A 20,918-nucleotide genomic window follows, 5' to 3' on the forward strand; every position below is an offset into this window, starting at 1 on the left:
AAGTTAGTGTTAAGTATTGGGTTTACACTAATTTGTTATTAAATTTTTAACCAATCTTTTCCAGGGTAAAGGCAAAGGTTGTTCCAATTTGTAAAGTGCTTCGCACAGAAACAATCTGCTGGTGTGCTTCCAGGATATGTTTAACAATAGCCAAACCAAGTCCTGTTCCTCCAACTTCCCTTGCCCGGTGGGTATCAATCCGATAAAAACGCTCAAACAATCTAGGAAGGTGCTTTTCATCTATTCCGATACCGTCATCTGTAACCTCGATCAGATACTGGTCATGAAGTTCGAAGATTTTAATGGCTGTAGAACCGTGGTCCTTCCCATATTTCAAGGAGTTCTGGATTAAATTGATCAGTACCTGGCGGATTTTTTCACGGTCTGCCCTGACCATGGCCGGGTGGGTATACTTCTCTTTGAAAAACAGTTGTATATCTTTCGTTCGTGCTTTATCCTCCATGGTTTCCATCACTTCTTTGGCCAGCAGGACAAAGTCAAACTTTTCATAATTGATCGGGATCTCGCCACTTTCTAGTTTCGAGATCGAATCCAGGTCGTTGATCAGGTAGCTAAGTCGTTCCACATTCTTTTCTGCTTTTTTCAGAAATTTCACAGCCAGTTCCGGATCATCTGTAATACAGTCCTGTAAGGTTTCTATGTAACCTTGTATGGCAAAAAGCGGTGTTTTGAACTCATGGGAAACATTAGACAGAAATTCTCTCCTAAATTGCTCCTGTTTTTTCAAAACCTCAATTTCCTTCTTTTTAGCACCGGCCCATTCTTTTACCTCCTGCTCCACATCATTAATAGGGTCAGTACTTACATATTCGCCAAGGGCATCTTTCAAATCTTTGCCCAGTTTCAGGTTATGGATCAGCTTGTAGATCAGTTTGACCTTAGAGTAAATGTATTTTTCCAAAAGGTAGTAAAAGACAATGAAACTGGTGATAAAGGAAACCCCAAAAGAAACCAGCATGTAATACCAGCTGTTTTGGAAATGAAAATTTACCAGGCTGATGGATAAGCCTACCGCCAGTGCAGTAATAAAAACAAGGACACTTAATTTCATCTATTTATTTATTGTTTTTTAATTGTCAGATGGAGCCTTTGATGCTTCATAGGGCAAGTTACAAGATTAATTCTAATCCCCTATTAAATTTAGATTAAGCCATAGCCCCCATAACCGGGTCGGTAATCGATTCTTCTTCTGTTTCTACATGTCCGGCATATTTTCTAAGGTAGCCAGGACTTTCTGCGCTTTCAAGAATAACATCGTACCATCCATAACTCTTTTTCAGAACAATCGTCAGTTCGGTTTTTCCTTTGGCGGGTATACGCAATACATCTGGTAATGCATGATTGTAGGAAGCATTTTTTACGTTTAAGCGGTGTTCGTGGTTATCCGTATTTTCAATGATCAACTTGATGTTCCCACTTAGTTTTTTATGGAGTCTGCTGATGGATTCATAGGTACAACTGATCCGTAACTCCGGATCCTGTTTGCTTCCGCTAAACTGCCTGAAAAAACCATTGGGACCATGGACAGCAATGTCATACCGGCCCTCTGAAAATTCCTGCAGGCCTATTTCATCCGCAAGCTGCGCTCCTGGACTTACTGCATAAGCTCTCGGTCTAACTTCATTTTTAGTATTATAGGTGTTGATGTTAAATGCAGCCCCGCTATTCTCTGCTTTAGCTCCGAAAAGTGCTTTACCGGCTTCCATGAACAGTTCAATTCCAGTCTTTTCGGAATTTAAAGTGCCATCAGCATATAAACGATAGGGCAATGCGCAGGCAGGTTTCATTCCTTTTTCCTGTTTAGGCATAAAAGGAGAGCTCATTGGGGAAAAGGCAGGATGAGTGTTGATGTTCTCTATGTCGGCTTTACTCAATGGACTTGGCTTAACCTGAGGTGGCTTATTCTTTGCATTTTGTATGTTGTCAATTACAGTCTCTCTTTTCAAAGCTGCAGGAGGAGATAGTTTTTCTCCTTTATAAGGTCTGAACACAGAAGTCAGGTCTCCGCAAACGGCTCGTCTCCAGCTGCTGACGTTGTTGCTTTTTATATTTTTGTTTGTTTTCTTGCTTAAAAACTTTTCCAGGAACATTAATGACGAAGTATGGTCGAAAACCTGGGAGTTTACGTAGCCGCCCTTACTCCATGGCGAGGCGACCACAAAGGGGATTCGGTAACCCAAACCTAAAGGACTTCCTGCGATACGTTCAAATTCTACGTCGGCATCAATGCCTGATGAAACCTTACCCGTCGAAGCATCTTTTGGATCAGGCGCAACAAATGGAGGCAGATGATCGAAATAACCGTCATTTTCATCATAGGTTAATATAAATATGGTTTTTTTCCACACCTCCGGATTTTTAGTCAGGATGTCAAGTGCTTCAGATACATACCAGGTACCATAGAGAGGGGAACTGGTGTGGTCTGAAAAACGCTGGGGGGCAACCAGCCAGGATACCGTTGGCAGTTTGCCCTGGTCTACATCTTTTCGGAATTCATGAAAGATATCATTTTTCGGAATGTTGATGGTTTGCTGAACACCCTGATCATCTGTGAAGGTATAAGGAGCCAGGGCCAGGTAGTCTTGGGGTGATTGAATATTGGTGGTAAATGCTTTATTGATGAGATTTCTCTCCTTTTCTGAAAGTTTATCATATCTCTCTTTGACTTCCTCTGCAGTTAATTTGGGTGAGCTGGTTGAATCCCCATTTTTTCTGAAATAAGCAGAGAGCTTTACATGGTGTCTTTTGATATATTCCAGTGGATTGTCTCCGTAGTTTCCAAGCCAGTCGTCTGTTTCTTCGGGTAGTTTTGCTGTCCATACTTCGTTCTGGTAAACTCTCCAGTCTATGCCATTGTTTTCCAGAATTTCAGGGAAGCTTTCCCAGTCTACAAAAACATTGTCTTGTGATTCTGCCTGTGAATTGTTCACTACCGCTATGGATTCGCCATTCTGTTCTGGTCTGATGGTGCCTGTCCAGAAGAACAGGCGGTTCGGTGTTGTTCCGGTAAGTGAAGAACAAAAACTGTGGTCGCATACCGTAAAGGCATCTGCAAGGGCATAATAAAAAGGAATATCTTCCCTTTTGTAGTAGCCCAGGCACATGGAGGATTTTGCAGGTACCCAATGATTGTGTTTTCCCTGATTTCTTGCAGCAACCTGGTCTGGCCAGGAATGGGCAAGGCCGCCCTGCCAGGTAATTTTGGTTTTATTAATGTCTACATGGAAGGGGGCATAAGTACTTCCTTTCTGATCTTCCTGAAGCCAGACCTTATTGTTGTTGGGAAGTCGGACTGCCCTAGGATCATTAAATCCTCTGACCCCTTTTAAAGTTCCAAAAAAATGATCAAATGAACGATTTTCCTGCATCAGGAAAACGACATGCTCTGCATCATAAAATGTAGTGCCCGGATCGGCATTGATGGCCATCGCTTTTTGTATCGACATTGGGATCACACTGGCCATTCCTGTTGCACCGCTGAGCAAGGCCGCTTTTTTAAGAAAATCTCTTCTTGAGTCCATGTATTAAAGGTATGAGGTTTTATGGTTTTTATTAACTGTGAAGTAACGGCAACGAGGTTAATTAAAGAGAGAAAACCTGTAATGTTTTTGTTACCAATTTACAATTCTGTTAACAAATACTAAACGAAAACAATAGTATTTGTTAACTCAGAATTTTTATCCTGCTAACACCCGGACTTTAATATTGCGTTCAAAACCATTAAAGATTCCAGACTTACATGAAAATTCTTTACAAATCAAAAATGAGCATAGTAACCTTGCTGTTTCTATGTCTGTTGCCCTATTTAACCTGGGCGCAAACTAAAATCACAGGAGTCGTTAGAGACGATTCTCAACAAGTCGTTCCAGGCGTAAGTGTACTTGTTAAGGGAACTAAAAGAGCAGTGTCCACTGATCAGTCCGGCCGTTTTAGCCTGGAAGCAGGCAGGCAGGACATTCTTGTTTTCAGTTCTGTAGGATTTTTAAGGCAGGAAGTACCGCTTAGTGGCAGTACCACATTGAACGTGATCCTTAAAGCAGATTCAAAGAATTTAAATGAAGTAGTGGTTACAGCACTGGGCATACGGAAGGAGAAAAGAAACCTGGGTTATGCCATACAGGAAGTGAAAGGTGCAGACCTGGTGAAAGCCAGAGAAGCGAATCCGGTAAACGGACTGGTGGGGAAGGTAGCTGGTCTGACCGTTGGTGTTTCTTCAGAACTCCTGGGCAGGTCATCTGTGTACCTGCGCGGAAACAGTGTGAACCTGGTTGTCGTTGATGGTGTTCCGATCAATTCCGATACCTGGAACATCAATCCAGATGATATAGAAAGCTATACGATATTAAAAGGACCGGCTGCTGCTGCATTGTATGGTTATCAGGCCTATAATGGTGCCTTGCTGATCACTTCTAAAAAAGGAAAGATTAATGATAAAGGATTCACGGTTGAGTTGAATTCAAGTACCCAGTTTAACAAAGGTTTTATTGCCTTGCCTAAAAGCCAGGACGAGTATGGTGCCGGTGAACATAGCGCTTATGCTTTTGGTGATGGTAAAGGAAGTGGCTTAAATGATGCAGATTATGACATTTGGGGACCCAAGTTTGAAGGTCAGCTCATCCCGCAATATGACAGCCCGGTGAATGCAAATGGAGTACGTCAAGGTACCCCATGGGTAGCCCGTGGAAAAGACAATTTGAAAAGATTTATCCAGACAGGGATTTTGTCAGCCAATAATATTGCCTTATCTACAGCAAATGATAAATATAATTTAAGGGTATCCATCTCGAATAATTACCAGAAAGGTATTATACCCAATACCGATCTGAACATCAACAGTTTTAACCTGAGCGGAGGGTATAATCTGAGCGCTAAGTTGAAAGCAGAAGCTTATATCAATTACAGCAGACAGTACTCTAAAAATATACCGGATGTAAACTATGGACCAAACAGTGTTATTTATAATATGACTCTTTGGGGCGGAGCAGACTGGAATATCGATGACATGAAGAATTACTGGCAGCCCGGAAAGGAAGGCATACAGTCTGTCTTTGCAGAATACACGCGTTATCATAATCCTTATTTCATGTCTTATGAATGGTTGCGGGGACATCAAAAGAATGATGTAAATGGTTATGCTTCCCTAAACTACAATTTCATTAAGGGACTAGACCTGATGCTGAAAACACAGGTATCTACCTATGATCAGTTAAGAACAGAAAAAATGCCCTTTTCTGCGCATCCATATGGAAGGGAACAGGCTTTGGGCGATTACCGGGAAGACCGGAGAAGCATGTTTGAGAACAACACACAGCTGATCCTGAAGTTCAACAAGAACATAGACCAAACTTTTGACATTAGTGCTTTTGGAGGAGGGAACATCCGTAATTTTAATTACAATTCCAGTTTCACGACTACGGATTACCTGAACGTGCCCAATGTATATAATTTCTCCAATTCTAAAAATCCGGTACAGGCTTTTAATTTTAATTCCAGCATGCTGGTGATGAGTGCCTTTTACTCGGTCGATTTAAGCTTTAAAAAATATCTGAACTTAAATACAACGGGCCGTGTAGATAAGAACTCTGCTTTGCCTCCGGGACATAATGCGGCATTCTATCCTTCAGCTTCTTTAAGCTCTGTTTTTTCTGACTATACTACCTTGCCATCATTTATCTCTTTTGCCAAGGTGAGGGCGTCTTATGCCAACGTGAAAGATCCTGGTCTGGGTACGCTGGATTATATTGGCGCTACACCGTTGCAGACCTATCCTTTAGGTTATGGCGCGGAGTATACCTCATCTTATGGTGGCCCGGGTTATGGATTGTCATCACCTTATAGCATCAGGCCATCTTATAACAATCAGCCGGCTGCCTATTATACAGATAACCTGATCGATATCAATTCCGTTAAGGCGCAGAGCAGGACTAATTATGAGTTGGGTGCAGATTTGAAATTCCTGAACAATCGTTTAGGTTTAGAGGGTACCTGGTTTAGATACATTGACGGACCAAAAATCATTAAACAAGCCATTAGCTCGGCTACTGGTTTTACCACCAATACCATTAATGGAAGAAAAACACAAAACAGTGGGGTAGAGTTGAGCCTGTCTGGTGCTCCGGTAAGTAACGACCGCTTTGGCTGGGATGTACTGATCAACTGGTCTACCTATAAACAGATCTATAAAGAACTTGCACCAGGAGAAACTTATGTGGATCAGTTTTATAAAACTGGTGACCGGATTGATAATATCTATGGTTCAGTTCTGGCTAAAACTCCGGATGGAAAAGTGATCCATACCTCGGGCGGAACGCCAATTGCGTTGCCTGTGAACCAATTGCTTGGCCATGCTGATCCGAACTGGGTTTGGAGTATCAGTAACAAGTTCAGGTACAAAAACTTTAGTTTCAGTTTCCAGCTGGATGGAAAAGTTGGAGGTGTAATGCAGGATTATGTGCGCCTTAAATCTTTTCAGGGTGGACGTCAGATCGAGACCGTTCAGGGTAAAATGGGAGAAGCCCGTTACCAGGATTTTCTTCATGTAAATGATAAGAATTATAAAGGAACCTGGGTAGGCGATGGTGTTGTGGTTGCCAATAACGGAAAGATTAAATTTGATCCGGTTACAGGCCTGATTACCAATTACAATGAATTAACCTTTGCGCCAAATACGACACCTCAATTGTTGCAGGATTATATAGGCGTTTTCTATAATGCAAAGGAAAACACCATGATGAGCCGTACGTATGCAAAGCTCAGGGAAGTAACCATAGGTTATCAGCTGCCTAAAAAACTATTGTCCGGGACATTTATCCGTACCGCTGGAATCACTGTAGTTGGACGGAACTTGCTTTACTTCATCAACTCTACCTATAATGACGTTGATGTTGATCAGTATTCAGGAAGAGAGGCAACGTCGGGTTTACAGACGCCAACAACAAGAAGTATAGGATTTAATTTAAATGTTACTTTCTAATCTATAAATAAGAAGACCATGAAGAAAATATATAGTGTCGTTTTTCTTTTCATTGCCCTGGTTACGGCCAGTAGCTGCAAGAAAGAATTTGAAGATAAATTCAAAAATCCAAACCAGGCAGAGCATGTGCCGCCTGACCTGATCTTCACGGGGATCATTAATGAAATGTACGAAGCACCATTTGGAGGTTCTGAAAGATGGGGGCAGTATACCGCGGCAAATTATTTCTATTACAGTACCAACAGCTACGACTGGACCGGGGCAAGCCTGGATTATCCAACGGTGAAAAACATTGTTAAAATGGAAGAGGAAGCAAACCGGTTGGGTGGGGCGGTAGCAAAGCCTTATCTGGCTTTGGCTAAATTCCTCAAGGCCTATTTCTTTGTACGGATGAGCTTAAAGGTTGGAGATCTGCCGATGACCGAAGCCATAAAAGGAGCAGCCAATCTGAAACCAAAATACGACTTGCAGAAAGACATTTTTAAACAGGCAATGAGCTGGCTCGAAGAATCTAATAACGATTTGAATAGCTTAATCGCTGCTGGAAATACGGAACTCCGAGGTGATTTCTATTTGAAGAACAGCCTTCCTGCCTGGCAAAAAGTAGTGAATAGTTTTCATCTGAGAACACTTTTACAGCTGAGCAAAAAAGTTGATGATGCCGACTTACAGCTGAAACAACAATTTTCAGCAATTGTATCCAATCCAACTAAGTATCCTTTGATGCAAAGTATGGCAGACAACCTGCAGTATGTATATAATGAAAGTGCCAATAAATATCCCAATAACAAAGACAATTTGGGAAATGATGCCCTTCGTTTTAATATGGCTGCAACTTACCTGAATACCCTGTCTTCTCTTCACGATCCAAGAGCATATATGGTTGCAGAACCAGCATGGGGTATTGCAAAGGAAAACAATTATGTGCTGACGGATTTCCGGAATTTTGTTGGGGCAAATTCTGGAGAAGACCAGGGGGTGATGTTGGACAAGGTTCAGAAGGGAATGTATTCTCTGATTGGCCGTTACCGGTATTACAGTGGTTATACTGCTGAAAATACATTCATTATCAGCTATCCTGAGCTTTGTTTTAATCTGGCCGAAGGCATCAACCGGGGCTGGGCTGTTGGTGATGCAGAGAGCTGGTATAAAAAAGGTATCCAGGCTTCCATGGGCTTTTATGGTGTAAAGGATGGAAACAATGTGGTATACTTTGCTAAAAAAGAGGGTAAGGCTGGTGAATATGACAGTTTTACCATTAGCTTCTCTTTTGAAAATGACTACTATTCACAGGCTGCGGTTAAGTATGCGGGCAATAGTATGGCCGGACTTAACCAGATCCTGACACAGAAATACCTTGCTTTTTTCCGAAATTCTGGATTTGAGGCTTATAATCAGTACCGTCGTACAGGCGTTCCTGCTTTCTTAACTGGTCCCGGAACCTTGAACAGTGGAAGGATCCCACTTCGGTTCCAGTACCCGGCGCTGGACAGAACCACCAATGGAGATCAGCTGAATATCGCCCTGCAAAGACAATATCAGGGGGTTGACGACATCAACATGGCTCCGTGGATCGTTAAATAATCGATATCAACCACGCTCTTAAAGCCGGCAGTGTCATTACTGCCGGCTTATTCTTTTTCTGTCAGGTATTTCCAATACCGTCTTGGAACGTGGCGCACATGCAGTTTGGTGTTTTTACGGGCTTTAATATTGGTGCTTTTAAAATAATCTTTCCAGAGTGAGGCGTATAAAGGTTCTTGTGCTGAAGCAATCTTGTCTCTTTGTAGCTTTAGATTCTTCTCATCTTCCTGTTTTAAATAGATTTCCTCCACCTTATCCAGGTTATAATAAATGCCATAGTGCCGTTTATAATCGTAGATAACCCAGGTCTGATCGGCATAGCGATCTTTAAAATGTTTCATGATGAGGGGTATGACATTAAAATCAGGGTCTATTCCACAATAGAACAAACCGTCCGAGCTCTGCTGAAAACGGATAAATGCTTCCATGCGGTGCTTTTCTCTTTCTACTTTCCTGGCATAACCGGCAACCGCCAGTACATGAGGATTACCATAATTTTCTGTTGCGCCGGAGGGGTTGCTGAAAATGTAACGGCAAAATTCAAAAAGATCCCTAAAGGCTTCAGGCATTTCTGACAAATAAGTACAGTAAAATATCCGGAGCCATTTGGCTGGAAGTTTTCTGTGCAAAGCTTTCCATACACGATCTGCTTTCTCTGGATCGTTATCTACCCGGTGTGCCGGGGTAAAGACATCAGGCTGGTAGCATTCGGCTGTGGTTAAGATGAGCTTGGAAGGCCGCCGCTCATGGTATTCGAACACGGCAGTAAGTAAGCCTTCCAAAGAACCGTCAAAAACGTAGATCATTGTCCTGGAAATTAAAATAGATTCAATTGTTGAATATCGTTTTTCAAATATTTGCTTTGGCTTTCTGCCAGGATAAAAGATTTAATCTGTGTGGCCTGATAGTCTCTGAACATCGGAGGACTGTCTGTACAGGTGATAAAATACTTTGCCCGGTTATAGGCTACGCCAATTTTTTTCAACTGATCTATCCGCAGTCTTCCAAACTTTCTTGCCTGAACAATTTTTCTTGCAGAACTTACTCCAATCCCTGGAATGCGAAGGATCATTTGGTAAGAAGCAATGTTGATGTCTAACGGGAAGAACTGGAGGTTGCGTAATGCCCAGCTGAGTTTAGGGTCTATATCAACATCCAGGTGTGGATTGGCATCATTTAAAAGTTCATTGACATGAAAACCATAGAACCGCATCAGCCAGTCGGTTTGGTAAAGACGGTTTTCCCGGATCAGTGGGGGTTGCGTTCCCAATAAGGGAAGTCTGTTGTCTGTACTAATAGGAATATAGCCTGAATAATAGACCCTTCTCAGAGAGAAATTTTTATAGAATTCGGCTGCGGTATGCATGATGTCTTTGTCTGTTTCCGGGGTTGCCCCGATCACCATTTGTGTACTCTGTCCCGCAGGAACAAATTGTGGAACGCTTTTAATTACTTTCTTTTCTTCTTTAAATTGAATAATTTGTCTTTGCACATCCCCGAGCGGTTTGATCACATCTTTATGACTTTTATCCGGGGCCAGCAACTTAAGGCCCGTCTCCGTAGGCATTTCCAGATTAATGCTCATTCTGTCCACATACATTCCTGCTTCCCTAACCAATTCTTCACTTGCGCCGGGAATGGTCTTTAGGTGAATATATCCGTTGTACCTCTCTTCGAGCCGAAGTTTCTTGACGACCTTTAACAGCCGTTCCATAGTGAAGTCTGCATTCTTAAAGATTCCTGAACTTAAAAATAAGCCCTCGATATAATTCCTGCGATAGAAATTCATGGTCAACTGGACCACCTCATCGACGGTAAAGGCCGCTCTTTCAATATCGTTGCTTTTGCGGGAGACACAATAGGCACAATCAAAAATACAATGATTGGTGAGCAGAATCTTTAGAAGAGAGACACAGCGCCCATCTTCAGTATAGGTATGACAGATGCCCGAACTGTGGCCATTGCCAAGCCCCTTATTGTCATTTTTTCTTTTGCTTCCGCTGGACGAGCAGGAAACATCATATTTGGCAGCATCGGCAAGGATGCTTAACTTCTCTCTAATTCGTTCAGACATACACCAGACTTTGTTAAACAAAGATAGTGTTTTTACTAAAAAAATTAGTATTATTATTTAGTGCCTTCCCATTCGGCATAAAACTGATCGAGATAACCAAGCATAAATTGATGCCTGTTTTCTGCCATCTGTTTTCCGGTCGGGGTTTTCATCAGGTCCTTAAGCAACAGCAGTTTCTCATAAAAATGGTTGATGGTCGGGGCTGTTGTGTTTTTATATTGCTCTTTGCTCATATTAAGTTTGACCTCGATTTCAGGATCATATAAAACTCTGTTCTTAAAGCCTCCATAAGTAAAAGCACGTGCGATACCGATAGCTCCAATGGCATCCAGACGATCAGCATCCTGTACAATATCCAGTTCTTTGGATTGATAGGTCAGCTTTCCAAACCTGGCTTTAAAGCTGAGGTTTTTAATGATTTGCTGTACCTGCTCAATACCTGGAGAACCAAGCTCCAGGCTTTTCAGAAAGTCGCCAGCCATTTGCGGCCCGATCTCTTCATCGCCACCGTTAAATTTACTGTCTGCTATATCGTGAAGAAGCGCGGCTAAGGCAACGATCAGCTCGTTACCCTGTTCCTGCTTATTGATGTGCTGGGCAGTTTTATATACCCTTTCAATATGGAACCAGTCATGTCCGGCTTCTGCGCCGGCCAGCGTTTTCTTTACAAAATCGATGGTTTTGTTAATGATCTCAATATTGTTCATCAGATGGATTAGAGTCTAATTTTTTACTGGTCTTTCATTCTCTGGCCTTCTGCTGCCATCATACAGTTCGTATTCCAGCATCCTGCAGTCCAGTTTTCCATTATAGAATTCGATTTTGCGAGAGGCTTTAAGCCCGATCTTCTTTGCAAGATCAGGGTTTCCAGTAAAGATATAGCCAGAATAGCCTTTGCAATGCTGCTTCATAAAGTCGCCCATTCGCTTATAGGTAGCTTCCAGTTTAGAATGCTCTCCTAGGCGTTCTCCGTATTCCGGATTGAAGACTACAATACCCCTGCCGCCCTCAGGTACCTGGGTATCTGCAAAGTCGCAAACTTCAAATGTAATTAAAGTATCTACACCGGCGGTTTTTGCATTTCTTCGGCTCACATCTACGGCATCTTCAGAAATATCAGTGGCAATAATAGTAAGATCTATATTTTTGATCACCTGGTCTTTAAGGATCCTTCTTTCAGCAAAGAAGACTTCTTCATCGTAACCCAGGATATGCATAAACCCGTAATTCATTCTGAACAATCCAGGACGTCTGTTGGTTGCGATCAGTGCAGCTTCAATAGCCAGGGTGCCGGAACCACACATTGGGTTTACGAATGCCGATTTTCTGTCCCATTTTGTACTTAGTATGGTACTTGCAGCGAGGGCTTCCAGCATTGGCGCCTTTCCTGGGATTTTGCGGTAACCGTGTTTAGCCAGGGTTTCTCCGGAGGTATCCAGAAAAATATCGGCTTCACTGTCTTTCCAGTATAAATGGACTACGGTTTTGTTGGCATCAGAACCAGAATTTGGCCGGATGTTTTTCTTTGCCCGGAAGCGATCAACAATCGCATCTTTTACTTTCAGGTTGGCAAATAATGGCGTAGTAATGGTTGGGTTATCCACATTAGAGGTTACCGAGAAATAGCCTGAAAAATCGATAAGTTCTTCCCATGGCATTTCCACCAGCTGCTGGTATAATTCTTCAGGATTATTGGCCTTGAAGCTGTTTAAACAGTATAAAATCTGGCTGGCGCAACGCAGGTTGAGGTTGAGTTTTATACACTCTGTTAAGGTGATATTTAGCTCTACACCGGTAGGGAATTCCCTGATAATGGTGTATCCCAGGTCTTTAACTTCTTCCGCCAGATAGGAAGACAGTCTTTTGTTGCAGGTTACGATAACCTTATTCTTTGTGTGGAAAACTTGCATAATTTATTGTGCGAAGTTATCAATAAAAATATAGAGATTTGAACTTGAAAGTAGAATATAAGAGTATTTGTTATGGAATTAAAAGGAAAAGTGCACGAAATCGGTGCATTACAGCAAGTGAGTGAGACTTTTAAAAAACGTGATCTGATCATAGAGTACGCTGAAAACCCTACTTATCCGGAATATATCAGATTTGAGGCTTTGCAAGATAAAACTGCATTATTTGATAGTTTGAAAGTTGGTGACAATGTAGAGGTTGCCTTCAATTTACGCGGTCGCCCGTGGACGGATAAAACCGGTAAAGTTTCTTATTTTAACAGTTTAGTAGTATGGCGTATCAATGCATTGAACAATGCTGCTGCCGCTACTCCAGAATACGCTCCGCCTGTAGATTTAAACAGTGCACCTGGCGAGGAAGATGACCTGCCATTTTAAAGATCTTTTTTAAGGAAACAATTTTGAACTAGGAGCGCCGGGATTTATCCCGGTGCTTTTTTTTTATAGCTTTTTTTGAGAGGTTTTAGAAGGGAATTTTCCGTAGCAAATTGCAGAAGGGGAGGTGACCGGGCAGGATGCAGAGCAAATTGAAAAAATCGGGGTCAGGCTTTTTTGAAACTTCTTATCGCCAGAAAAGCGCTCAGCAGCATCAGTGCCGCACCAACAAAATAAGGTGCGCCAGGTAAATAGATCGGGGCGTTGGCATTGGTAAAGTAGTAAAAGATATAGGTCATAAACCAGGGGCCGAAAATAGAGCTCAGGCTCATTAAGCTGGTTAAGCCGCCTTGCAGTTCTCCCTGTTCGTTAGCCGGAACCTGATTGGTCATAATGCCTTGCAGTGCCGGGCCGGCTATGCCACCTAGAGCATAGGGTATCATATAGGCAAACATCATCCAGCTCTTGTTGGCCAGACCAAATAGTACCATGCCTATGGCGTAGAGCGTAAGGCCAATCCAGATGCTGCGTTCCTGTCCAAGTTTAGGGATTGCAATCCGGATCAGGCCGCCTTGTACGACAGCAATCATGAGTCCGATGAAACCTAAAGAATAGCCTACCAGATCCTCACTCCATTTGAACTTTTGCATGGTATAAAAGGTCCATACACTTTGTACCGCATGCGCGGCAAAATACACAACGAACAAGCATACAGATAAATTGATTACAGACGGATATTTCCTAAGTTGTATCAGGGTACCTAGAGGATTGCACCTTTTCCAGTCTAAGGGGCGACGGTGTTCTTTGGATAAAGACTCCGGAAGGATGAAGAAGCCGTATATAGCATTGATAAAGGCAAGTGCTGCTGCAGCATAAAAGGGATAATGGGTGTCTATTTTTCCCAGGATGCCTCCGATTACAGGACCAAGAATAAAGCCAAGGCCAAAAGCAACGCCGATCATTCCAAAGTTTTGGGCACGTTTTTCAGGTGTACTGACATCTGCAATATAAGCAGAAGCTGTAGTAAAGCTGGCACCGGTAATCCCCGCAATGATCCGGCCAACAAATAGCCAGCCTATGGTGGGTGCAAAAGCAAGGAAGAGGTAATCGATCCCGAACCCCAGTAAGGAAAAAAGGAGTACTGGCCTGCGGCCGTATTTATCACTTAAGTTTCCAACCAGGGGCGCACAAAGAAATTGCATTACGGCATAGGCCACCAGAAGTAAGCCGGAAATCCTGGAAGCATCACTGACATTTCCGTGAATGAGGCCTTCAATAAGCTTAGGAAAAACGGGTATAATAATAGCCAGCCCTATTACATCAATCAAAAGAGTAATGAAAATAAAGCTTAGTCCTGCCGGGCGCTTTTCTTGTTGAATCTGGTTCATAACCTCAAATGTAATTAAATCACTAAACAAGATGTACCCAGCAGATGTTATAAATTAAAAATAAAGAAAGATGTATAAGCTGAAAATAATATCTGCTACTGTACGACCTGGGAGGAAAGGTCCGATAATCGCTAAGTGGATAACGGATATTGCCCGTCGAAACGAGGAGTTTGAAGTGGAACTGCTGGAGCTTGGGGAAGTAAAGCTTCCAATGATGGATGAGCCCAATCATCCCTCGCTTCAAAAATATCAGCAACAGCATACTAAAGACTGGAGTGCTAAAATTAACAGCGCAGACGCCTTTATTTTTGTGACCGGCGAATATAATTTTGGGTACCCATCTCCTTTGAGGAATGCCTTGGAGTATCTACAAAAGGAATGGGCATATAAAGCCGCTGGTATTGTAAGCTATGGCGGTATTTCTGCAGGCACAAGGGCAGCCAATAGCTTAAAAGGGGATCTGTCTACTCTAAAGATTGTGCCCCTGGCAGATGGTGTGTTTATTCCGTTCTTTGCAAAGCTGATTAATGAGCAAAATGAATTTATGCCAGGCGAGATCTCTTTAATTGCTGCAGATAATATGTTAAAGGAGTTGCTTCGCTGGACAAAAGCCTTGAAAACGATGCGCGAATAAGGTCTGAAGAGGCTAAGCCTTTAAGTTAAAAAGTGTTAAAAACACAGCTTTCTGTTCATGCTTCGTTAATTTTGAATAGATCATGAAGAAAAGGAGCTTTTGGCTGATTACCGCGCTGATGACTATTGCGCTGGTAGGTGTTGTTGTAATGCAGTTATATTACATCCGGCAAGCCTATGAACTAAATTCTGAAGTATTTAAACAGAATGTTAACCAGGCTTTAACTGCTGTGGTGAATAAAGTGCAGCGCAGGAATGCAGCTTCACTGATTACGCGTAAGGATTTTGAGTGGAGATTGAAGAGAGAAAAAGAGCAGCGTGATAAAGAAAAAACGATTGCCGGTCTGGAGGAGCGATATAAGGAGGGGGAACGCAAGCGTAAGTTTGAACAACAACGTATGGTTATTGATGATCTTAATCTCCAGGACAGCATTATCAGAGCAGTATACTTAAACCCGACTATCATTTCAGAAGCTGATTATATTGCGTTGAGCAGTCAGTCTACAACACCTTTAAATGTAGATGTAAGTGTTGCTTTTGATTCCGATCTCAATGTTGTTGGCGGTAATGTTAGAAAGACATTTATGCTTTCCAGGGCGAGAACATTCAGTATGCGTCCTTACAAGCTTCCCGATAGCATCCGCTACCTGGTTTATAATAAATTAGATGGAAAACCCTTAAAAGTATCTGTTGCTACTGTAGATGGCGATGTTGCGCTTCGGTTTAATAGGGATGATACACTGGCAAAAAGACGTTATGAGCGGGAAATGAAGCAATTGAAGGCGGATACTATTCCATTATTCAGTTCCAGTAATTTCAATTTGGTAGAGGAAACGGCAAAGGAAATGGAAAGGGGAGATGTGCCAATTACCCAAAGGATTTCAAAAGATGTTTTGGATACCCTTATTAAAAGAGAACTGGTCAATAATAATATTGATCTTCCCTACGATTTTTGGGTGAAACTGGTCAATAGAGATTCTCTGTTGTACAAGAAGGTATCAAACGCAGCAGCAGAGGTTTTGCCATCCAATACCTATCAAACGACTTTGTTTAGTAATGATATTTTAAGAGACCCCGGGATGCTGTACGTTAGTTTTCCTAATAAAAGCGAGGCCATTTTTGGTAATATGGGGGTTACGCTTGCTTCGTCGGGCGGGTTGTTGCTAGTGCTGATTTTTATCTTTTCTTACACGCTTTATGCCATTTTAAGACAAAAGAAAATTTCAGAGATGAAAACGGATTTCATTAATAACATGACGCATGAGTTTAAAACTCCGGTGGCGACGATTATGATTGCCAGCGAGGCACTTAAAGATCCGGAGATTGTGGAAGATAAAAGCCGTATTAAAAGGCTTGCGAGCATTATTTATGATGAAAATGTGCGTTTAGGTAACCATATAGAGCGGGTGCTGAGTATTGCCAGGCTGGAGAAAAACGAACTCCATCTTGAAAAAACAGAGGTCGATATGAATGATCTGATTGCTGCGGTGGCAGATAGCATGAGCCTGCAATTGCAGAAAAGAAATGCGACACTGACACTAAACCTGGATGCGACACATCCTGTAGTCGAGGGGGATGAATTACACCTTTCCAATGTTATTTATAACCTGATCGACAATGCAAATAAGTACAGCATGGAAAGTCCTGTAATTGAAATTACAACAAAGAATACCCCGAGGAATCTTATTATTCAAATTGCCGATCATGGAATTGGGATGACTAAAGATCAGGCTAAACGGATTTTTGATCAGTTTTACCGGGTTCCAACCGGAAACCTGCATGATGTGAAGGGCTTTGGTTTGGGTTTGAATTATGTACAGGATATAGTCACCCAGCTGGACGGAAGTATTAAAGTGCAGAGTGAAAAGGACAAAGGAACTGTTTTTGAAATAACTTTACCATTAATTTAAATATCTTTATATATGCTCAAAAAAATTCTACTTGTGGAAGATGATCCAAACCTGGGCTTGCTCTTACAGGATTATCTGCAATTGAAAGGTAAGTTTGATGTTGTGTTGTGTGTTGACGGGGACGAGGGTTTACGTGCATTTCATAAACAGAACTTTGATCTTTGCATTCTGGATGTCATGATGCCCAAAAAAGATGGTTTTACCTTGGGGAAGGAGATCAGGAAGATCAATCAGCATGTGCCTATTATTTTTGCGACCGCCAAGGCTATGATGGAAGATAAAGCTTCTGCTTATGATCTGGGCGGGGATGACTACATTACCAAGCCGTTTAGAATAGAAGAATTATTGCTTCGCATCAATGCTTTATTGAAAAGGGTGTCGGCCGCCAGGGAATCTGATGAGAAAGAACCTCAGCAAACTCAGTTCGAGATTGGGAATTATGTGTTTGATTATACCACCCAGCTTATCTGGTTTAACGGACAGCAACAAAAACTATCGACAAAGGAGGCGGAGCTTCTGCAATTACTTTGTTTAAAGAAAAACTCTGTGCTGACTCGTGAAGAAGCTTTGCTGAGCATCTGGCATGATGATAATTATTTTAACGGACGCAGTATGGATGTGTTTTTAAGTAAGTTGCGTAAATACCTGCGGGAGGATCCGAAAGTGGAGATTCTTAACGTTCATGGTAAAGGGTATAAGCTTTTGGTTAATTAATTTTTTAATAGATTAATCAAAATCTTGCTATCTTTGTTTCATGGCTGAAACGAATCCTGCTGAGCTTGCTGCTAAATTTATCAATTATACCTCCAGGCATATTTTTCTTACCGGAAAGGCTGGTACCGGTAAAACTACTTTTCTTAGGAATTTAATTGAACTCACCCATAAAAGGGCGGTTATTGTAGCACCAACAGGAATAGCTGCCATTAATGCAGCGGGAGTAACGATACACTCCCTTTTTCAGCTTCCTTTTGGAACTTACCTGCCCAAGCAGCCGGCTGCAGGAGAGGTGCAGGGAAATCAACACTACAACACGCCTAAATCTATTGTTCGCCACCTGCAAATGAACAGCACCAAACGCCGGATCTTTACGGATCTGGAATTGCTGATCATCGATGAGGTCAGTATGTTGCGGGCGGATCTTTTGGATGCGATAGACATGGTGCTTCGTTATATACGGAGGGATAACTCAAGTTTTGGAGGCGTACAGGTGCTTTTTATTGGTGATTTGCATCAGTTGCCTCCGGTAGTAAAATCCAATGAATGGCCTTTGTTAAGTACCTTTTATCAAAGTCCTTATTTTTTTGACGCACATGCATTGTTACATCACCCGCCTATTTATATAGAATTGGAAAAGGTGTACAGGCAAGCCGATGAGGTTTTTATTAACCTTTTGAATAATCTGAGGAATAATGCGGCTACTGCGGCAGATGTAGCTCTGTTGCAACAGCACTATAAAGCAAATTTTAGTCCTCCTGTTACGGAAAAATATATTACCCTGACTACGCACAATCAAAGGGCAGATGCTTTGAACAGGCAAAGTTTGGATGCGCTTAAATCTCCGTCTTATTTTTATAAATCGGCTATTGAAGATGAATTTAGTGAATCCTCCTATCCGGCAGAGCAGAGCCTTGAGTTGAAAGTAGGAGCACAGATCATGTTTATCAAAAATGATCCTTCGCCGGAAAAGAGATTCTTTAACGGAAAGATTGCTACGGTGGTGTCATTAGCTTCTGATGCAGTTGAAGTAGAAACAGAGGGGGATAGGGAGCGGATCAAGCTGGAAAAATATACCTGGAAGAACATCAGATATACCACTGATAAAGTAACTCATGAAATTAAGGAAGAGGTGATTGGAAAATTTATTCAGTACCCGATCAAGCTGGCTTGGGCAATTACTGTACATAAGAGTCAGGGTTTAACCTTTGACAAGGCAATTGTTGATATTGGTAATGCTTTTGCTCCCGGTCAAATCTATGTGGCTTTATCCAGGCTCCGATCTCTGAATGGTCTGGTATTAACTTCGCCACTTCCTTCAACAGGTATTCGACAGGATCCAAATGTTTCCCTTTTTTCTAAAAATAAGACGGATGGAGTTGTGCTCATTGATCAGATCAAATCGGAAAGTGAAGTGTTTTTGCAGCGCTACCTTTTAAAGTGTTTTGATTTAACTAGTCTTGACAATTACGTTTATGAGCATGTCCATTCCTATACCAAGGACCTGAACAAGTCAGCGAAACAAAAGCATTTCAAGTGGGCTCAGCAATTGTTGAGAGAACTCAGTGAGCAAAAAGTGAATGCAAGCAAGTTTTTGACTCAGATCCAGCGGCTTTGTGCGGATAAGACTGAAGCTGGTTTGAATTTACTGCTGGACCGTACGATTGCTGCGGAGAACTATTTTAATCCATTGCTTCAGCGGATGTCGAAAAACATTTTTGACCGTATGGAGCTGGTCAAACAGGATAAACAGGTAGTTGCTTTTCTAACAGAACTGCTGGAGATGGAATCTCTGTTCTACGAGCAGTATAAAAATATCAGGAAAGCCACTGCGCTTCTAAAGGCTACGATCAGGGGAGAAGAATTTACAAAAAAGGATGTTAATGACCTGTTGGATGAAGCCAATCGTGAGTTTGAAATGAAAAAGGTGTTTGCGATGCCCAACACACTGGACTTTACAGCCAAAAAAAGTAAGACATCGAAAACGAAGAAAGCTGAGGCTAAAGAAAAGGCTCCAAAAGTAGATACAAAAGAGCTTTCTCTGCAGTTGTTAAAAGAAGGTATGACCGTACAGGAAATAGCCACAGAAAGAAAGATGGCGCTTGGAACCATAGAAGGTCATCTGGCTCACTATATTGCAAGACAGGAAATCTCTGCGAAAGAGATTATTGGGACTAAAAAGCTGCAAAAGATTCTTGAGGCAATCCGGGAGCTTAAAACGCTACAAATGAATCCTATCCGCGAACGCCTTGGCAGAGAATACAGTTTTGGCGAGATCAAAATTGGTATTGCCGCACACCTTGCCGAGGGTGATTAAAGATTTATTGTTCCGGCAAAGACCTGCTCGGCTGGCCCGCAAAGGAAAATATTGGTAAACGTATCGCCGTTGTAGTCAAATTCGATCCGGAGCTTTCCGCCCAATACGGTCACGGGAGTACTGATGTGCCCGCTCTGGCCCTTATGTTTTGCCATAGATAAAGCAACAGCAGTAACACCCGTTCCACAGGCATAAGTTTCGTCTTCAACACCCCTTTCGAAGGTTCTTACAAAGAGATGGTCGCCTTTGTCTTCTATGAAATTTACATTGATGCCCTTTTCTTTATAGGTTTCGTTATTCCTGATGGATTTTCCTTCCAGATAAACATCCAATTTTTCCAGATCAGTAACCTGTTCCACGTAATGGGGAGAACCCGTGTTCAATACGTAAGCTTCACCATCCTGGTTGATGTGGCTCACATCGATCATCTGCAGATCAACCCAATTGCCTTCTGCTGTAATTTTGGCATAATGTGGCCCGTCTACAGCCAAAAAGTCAGTATTTGTGTCGATAATGCCCAGGAATTTGGCAAAAGCAACGATGCAGCGTCCACCGTTACCACACATGCTTCCCGGCAGACCATCCGCATTGAAATAAAGCATCTCAAAATTATAGTCAGAATGGTCCTGCAGCAACATTAATCCATCACCTCCAATCCCAAATCGTCTATTGCATATTTTTTCTATATCTTTATAATTCAGTTGGTTATATTCTTTTCTTCTGTTGTCGATCAGAATGAAGTCGTTGCCGGCGCCCTGGTATTTATAGAATGGAATGTTCATTTAATTTATTTGCTCCCGATTTAACATTTTTTAACTAAATAATGATGCTGAGCAGATACAAATATCGTGCATATGGTATTAAATTTGAACATAGGAATATAAAAATAATTATTTCACTCATTTACAGCCATTAAAACCGGATTAATGATGTTTTGAAACAGATATAATAATTGATATACA

Annotated in this window: 15 protein-coding genes; 7 read left to right on the plus strand and 8 right to left on the minus strand. The window is 41.9% G+C overall.

Features of this window, described 5'->3' with window-relative positions; all coding sequences use genetic code 11:
* Positions 1-46: 46 nt before the first annotated feature.
* Positions 47-1,072, minus strand: coding sequence for a cell wall metabolism sensor histidine kinase WalK (locus DBR11_RS16965; RefSeq protein ID WP_108553839.1), 1,026 nt, complete (start codon positions 1,070-1,072; stop codon positions 47-49).
* A 94-nt stretch (positions 1,073-1,166) separates the two neighbouring features.
* Positions 1,167-3,542 carry a phosphocholine-specific phospholipase C gene (locus DBR11_RS16970; protein ID WP_108553840.1) on the minus strand — a complete coding sequence of 792 codons (2,376 nt, stop codon included), beginning with the start codon at positions 3,540-3,542 and terminating at the stop codon, positions 1,167-1,169.
* Between the two features lie 242 nt (positions 3,543-3,784).
* Here DBR11_RS16970 and DBR11_RS16975 point away from each other — a divergent pair, with 242 nt between their 5' ends.
* Both DBR11_RS16975 and DBR11_RS16980 read left to right on the plus strand, forming a co-directional pair.
* Positions 3,785-6,994, plus strand: coding sequence for a SusC/RagA family TonB-linked outer membrane protein (locus DBR11_RS16975; protein WP_233260795.1), 3,210 nt, complete (start codon positions 3,785-3,787; stop codon positions 6,992-6,994).
* Between the two features lie 18 nt (positions 6,995-7,012).
* A complete protein-coding gene (locus DBR11_RS16980; protein ID WP_108553842.1) occupies positions 7,013-8,578 on the plus strand; it encodes a SusD/RagB family nutrient-binding outer membrane lipoprotein in 1,566 nt (521 codons plus the stop codon).
* Between the two features lie 47 nt (positions 8,579-8,625).
* On the opposite strand, the gene DBR11_RS16985 is transcribed toward DBR11_RS16980, so the two are convergent.
* The 4 genes from DBR11_RS16985 to DBR11_RS17000 are packed head-to-tail and all read right to left on the minus strand — an operon-like array spanning position 8,626 to position 12,562.
* Entirely contained in the window at positions 8,626-9,384 is a 759-nt protein-coding gene (locus DBR11_RS16985; RefSeq protein ID WP_108553843.1) for a TIGR03915 family putative DNA repair protein, read from the minus strand.
* A gap of 11 nt (positions 9,385-9,395) precedes the next feature.
* Positions 9,396-10,652 carry a putative DNA modification/repair radical SAM protein gene (locus DBR11_RS16990; RefSeq protein WP_108553844.1) on the minus strand — a complete coding sequence of 419 codons (1,257 nt, stop codon included), beginning with the start codon at positions 10,650-10,652 and terminating at the stop codon, positions 9,396-9,398.
* A 53-nt stretch (positions 10,653-10,705) separates the two neighbouring features.
* Entirely contained in the window at positions 10,706-11,359 is a 654-nt protein-coding gene (locus DBR11_RS16995; RefSeq protein WP_108553845.1) for an HD domain-containing protein, read from the minus strand.
* A gap of 15 nt (positions 11,360-11,374) precedes the next feature.
* Positions 11,375-12,562, minus strand: coding sequence for a class I SAM-dependent RNA methyltransferase (locus DBR11_RS17000; protein WP_108553846.1), 1,188 nt, complete (start codon positions 12,560-12,562; stop codon positions 11,375-11,377).
* Positions 12,563-12,634: 72 nt separating this feature from the next.
* Here DBR11_RS17000 and DBR11_RS17005 point away from each other — a divergent pair, with 72 nt between their 5' ends.
* Positions 12,635-12,997: a DUF3127 domain-containing protein gene (locus tag DBR11_RS17005; RefSeq protein ID WP_108553847.1), complete on the plus strand. Its 363-nt coding sequence runs from the start codon at positions 12,635-12,637 to the stop codon at positions 12,995-12,997.
* A gap of 164 nt (positions 12,998-13,161) precedes the next feature.
* On the opposite strand, the gene DBR11_RS17010 is transcribed toward DBR11_RS17005, so the two are convergent.
* Positions 13,162-14,382 (minus strand): TCR/Tet family MFS transporter, encoded by a 1,221-nt coding sequence (locus DBR11_RS17010; protein ID WP_108553848.1) that lies wholly within the window; start codon positions 14,380-14,382, stop codon positions 13,162-13,164.
* Positions 14,383-14,452: 70 nt separating this feature from the next.
* On the opposite strand from DBR11_RS17010, the gene DBR11_RS17015 reads away from it, so the two are divergent.
* From DBR11_RS17015 to DBR11_RS17030, 4 genes are all read left to right on the plus strand, one after another.
* Positions 14,453-15,016 (plus strand): NADPH-dependent FMN reductase, encoded by a 564-nt coding sequence (locus DBR11_RS17015; protein ID WP_108553849.1) that lies wholly within the window; start codon positions 14,453-14,455, stop codon positions 15,014-15,016.
* Positions 15,017-15,098: 82 nt separating this feature from the next.
* Positions 15,099-16,925, plus strand: a complete 1,827-nt coding sequence (locus tag DBR11_RS17020; RefSeq protein WP_108553850.1) for a sensor histidine kinase KdpD — start codon at positions 15,099-15,101, stop codon at positions 16,923-16,925.
* A 12-nt stretch (positions 16,926-16,937) separates the two neighbouring features.
* Positions 16,938-17,639, plus strand: a complete 702-nt coding sequence (locus DBR11_RS17025) for a response regulator transcription factor (RefSeq protein ID WP_108553851.1) — start codon at positions 16,938-16,940, stop codon at positions 17,637-17,639.
* Between the two features lie 40 nt (positions 17,640-17,679).
* Positions 17,680-19,956: a helix-turn-helix domain-containing protein gene (locus tag DBR11_RS17030; RefSeq protein ID WP_108553852.1), complete on the plus strand. Its 2,277-nt coding sequence runs from the start codon at positions 17,680-17,682 to the stop codon at positions 19,954-19,956.
* Here DBR11_RS17030 and dapF read toward each other — a convergent pair.
* Positions 19,953-20,738 carry a diaminopimelate epimerase gene (dapF, locus tag DBR11_RS17035; protein WP_108553853.1) on the minus strand — a complete coding sequence of 262 codons (786 nt, stop codon included), beginning with the start codon at positions 20,736-20,738 and terminating at the stop codon, positions 19,953-19,955. The genes DBR11_RS17030 and dapF overlap by 4 nt on opposite strands.
* Between the last annotated feature and the right edge of the window lie 180 nt (positions 20,739-20,918).

The sequence above is a fragment of the Pedobacter sp. HMWF019 genome, assembly GCF_003061025.1.
Classification (GTDB): domain Bacteria; phylum Bacteroidota; class Bacteroidia; order Sphingobacteriales; family Sphingobacteriaceae; genus Pedobacter.

Excerpts from the sequence above, each read along its gene's own strand:
- DBR11_RS16965 (WP_108553839.1), bottom strand. The coding sequence starts at position 1,072 with ATGAAATTAAGTGTCCTTGTTTTTATTACTGCACTGGCGGTAGGCTTA.
- DBR11_RS16970 (WP_108553840.1), bottom strand. The coding sequence starts at position 3,542 with ATGGACTCAAGAAGAGATTTTCTTAAAAAAGCGGCCTTGCTCAGCGGT.
- DBR11_RS16975 (WP_233260795.1), top strand. The coding sequence starts at position 3,785 with ATGAGCATAGTAACCTTGCTGTTTCTATGTCTGTTGCCCTATTTAACC.
- DBR11_RS16980 (WP_108553842.1), top strand. The coding sequence starts at position 7,013 with ATGAAGAAAATATATAGTGTCGTTTTTCTTTTCATTGCCCTGGTTACG.
- DBR11_RS16985 (WP_108553843.1), bottom strand. The coding sequence starts at position 9,384 with ATGATCTACGTTTTTGACGGTTCTTTGGAAGGCTTACTTACTGCCGTG.
- DBR11_RS16990 (WP_108553844.1), bottom strand. The coding sequence starts at position 10,652 with ATGTCTGAACGAATTAGAGAGAAGTTAAGCATCCTTGCCGATGCTGCC.
- DBR11_RS16995 (WP_108553845.1), bottom strand. The coding sequence starts at position 11,359 with ATGAACAATATTGAGATCATTAACAAAACCATCGATTTTGTAAAGAAA.
- DBR11_RS17000 (WP_108553846.1), bottom strand. The coding sequence starts at position 12,562 with ATGCAAGTTTTCCACACAAAGAATAAGGTTATCGTAACCTGCAACAAA.
- DBR11_RS17005 (WP_108553847.1), top strand. The coding sequence starts at position 12,635 with ATGGAATTAAAAGGAAAAGTGCACGAAATCGGTGCATTACAGCAAGTG.
- DBR11_RS17010 (WP_108553848.1), bottom strand. The coding sequence starts at position 14,382 with ATGAACCAGATTCAACAAGAAAAGCGCCCGGCAGGACTAAGCTTTATT.
- DBR11_RS17015 (WP_108553849.1), top strand. The coding sequence starts at position 14,453 with ATGTATAAGCTGAAAATAATATCTGCTACTGTACGACCTGGGAGGAAA.
- DBR11_RS17020 (WP_108553850.1), top strand. The coding sequence starts at position 15,099 with ATGAAGAAAAGGAGCTTTTGGCTGATTACCGCGCTGATGACTATTGCG.
- DBR11_RS17025 (WP_108553851.1), top strand. The coding sequence starts at position 16,938 with ATGCTCAAAAAAATTCTACTTGTGGAAGATGATCCAAACCTGGGCTTG.
- DBR11_RS17030 (WP_108553852.1), top strand. The coding sequence starts at position 17,680 with ATGGCTGAAACGAATCCTGCTGAGCTTGCTGCTAAATTTATCAATTAT.
- dapF (WP_108553853.1), bottom strand. The coding sequence starts at position 20,738 with ATGAACATTCCATTCTATAAATACCAGGGCGCCGGCAACGACTTCATT.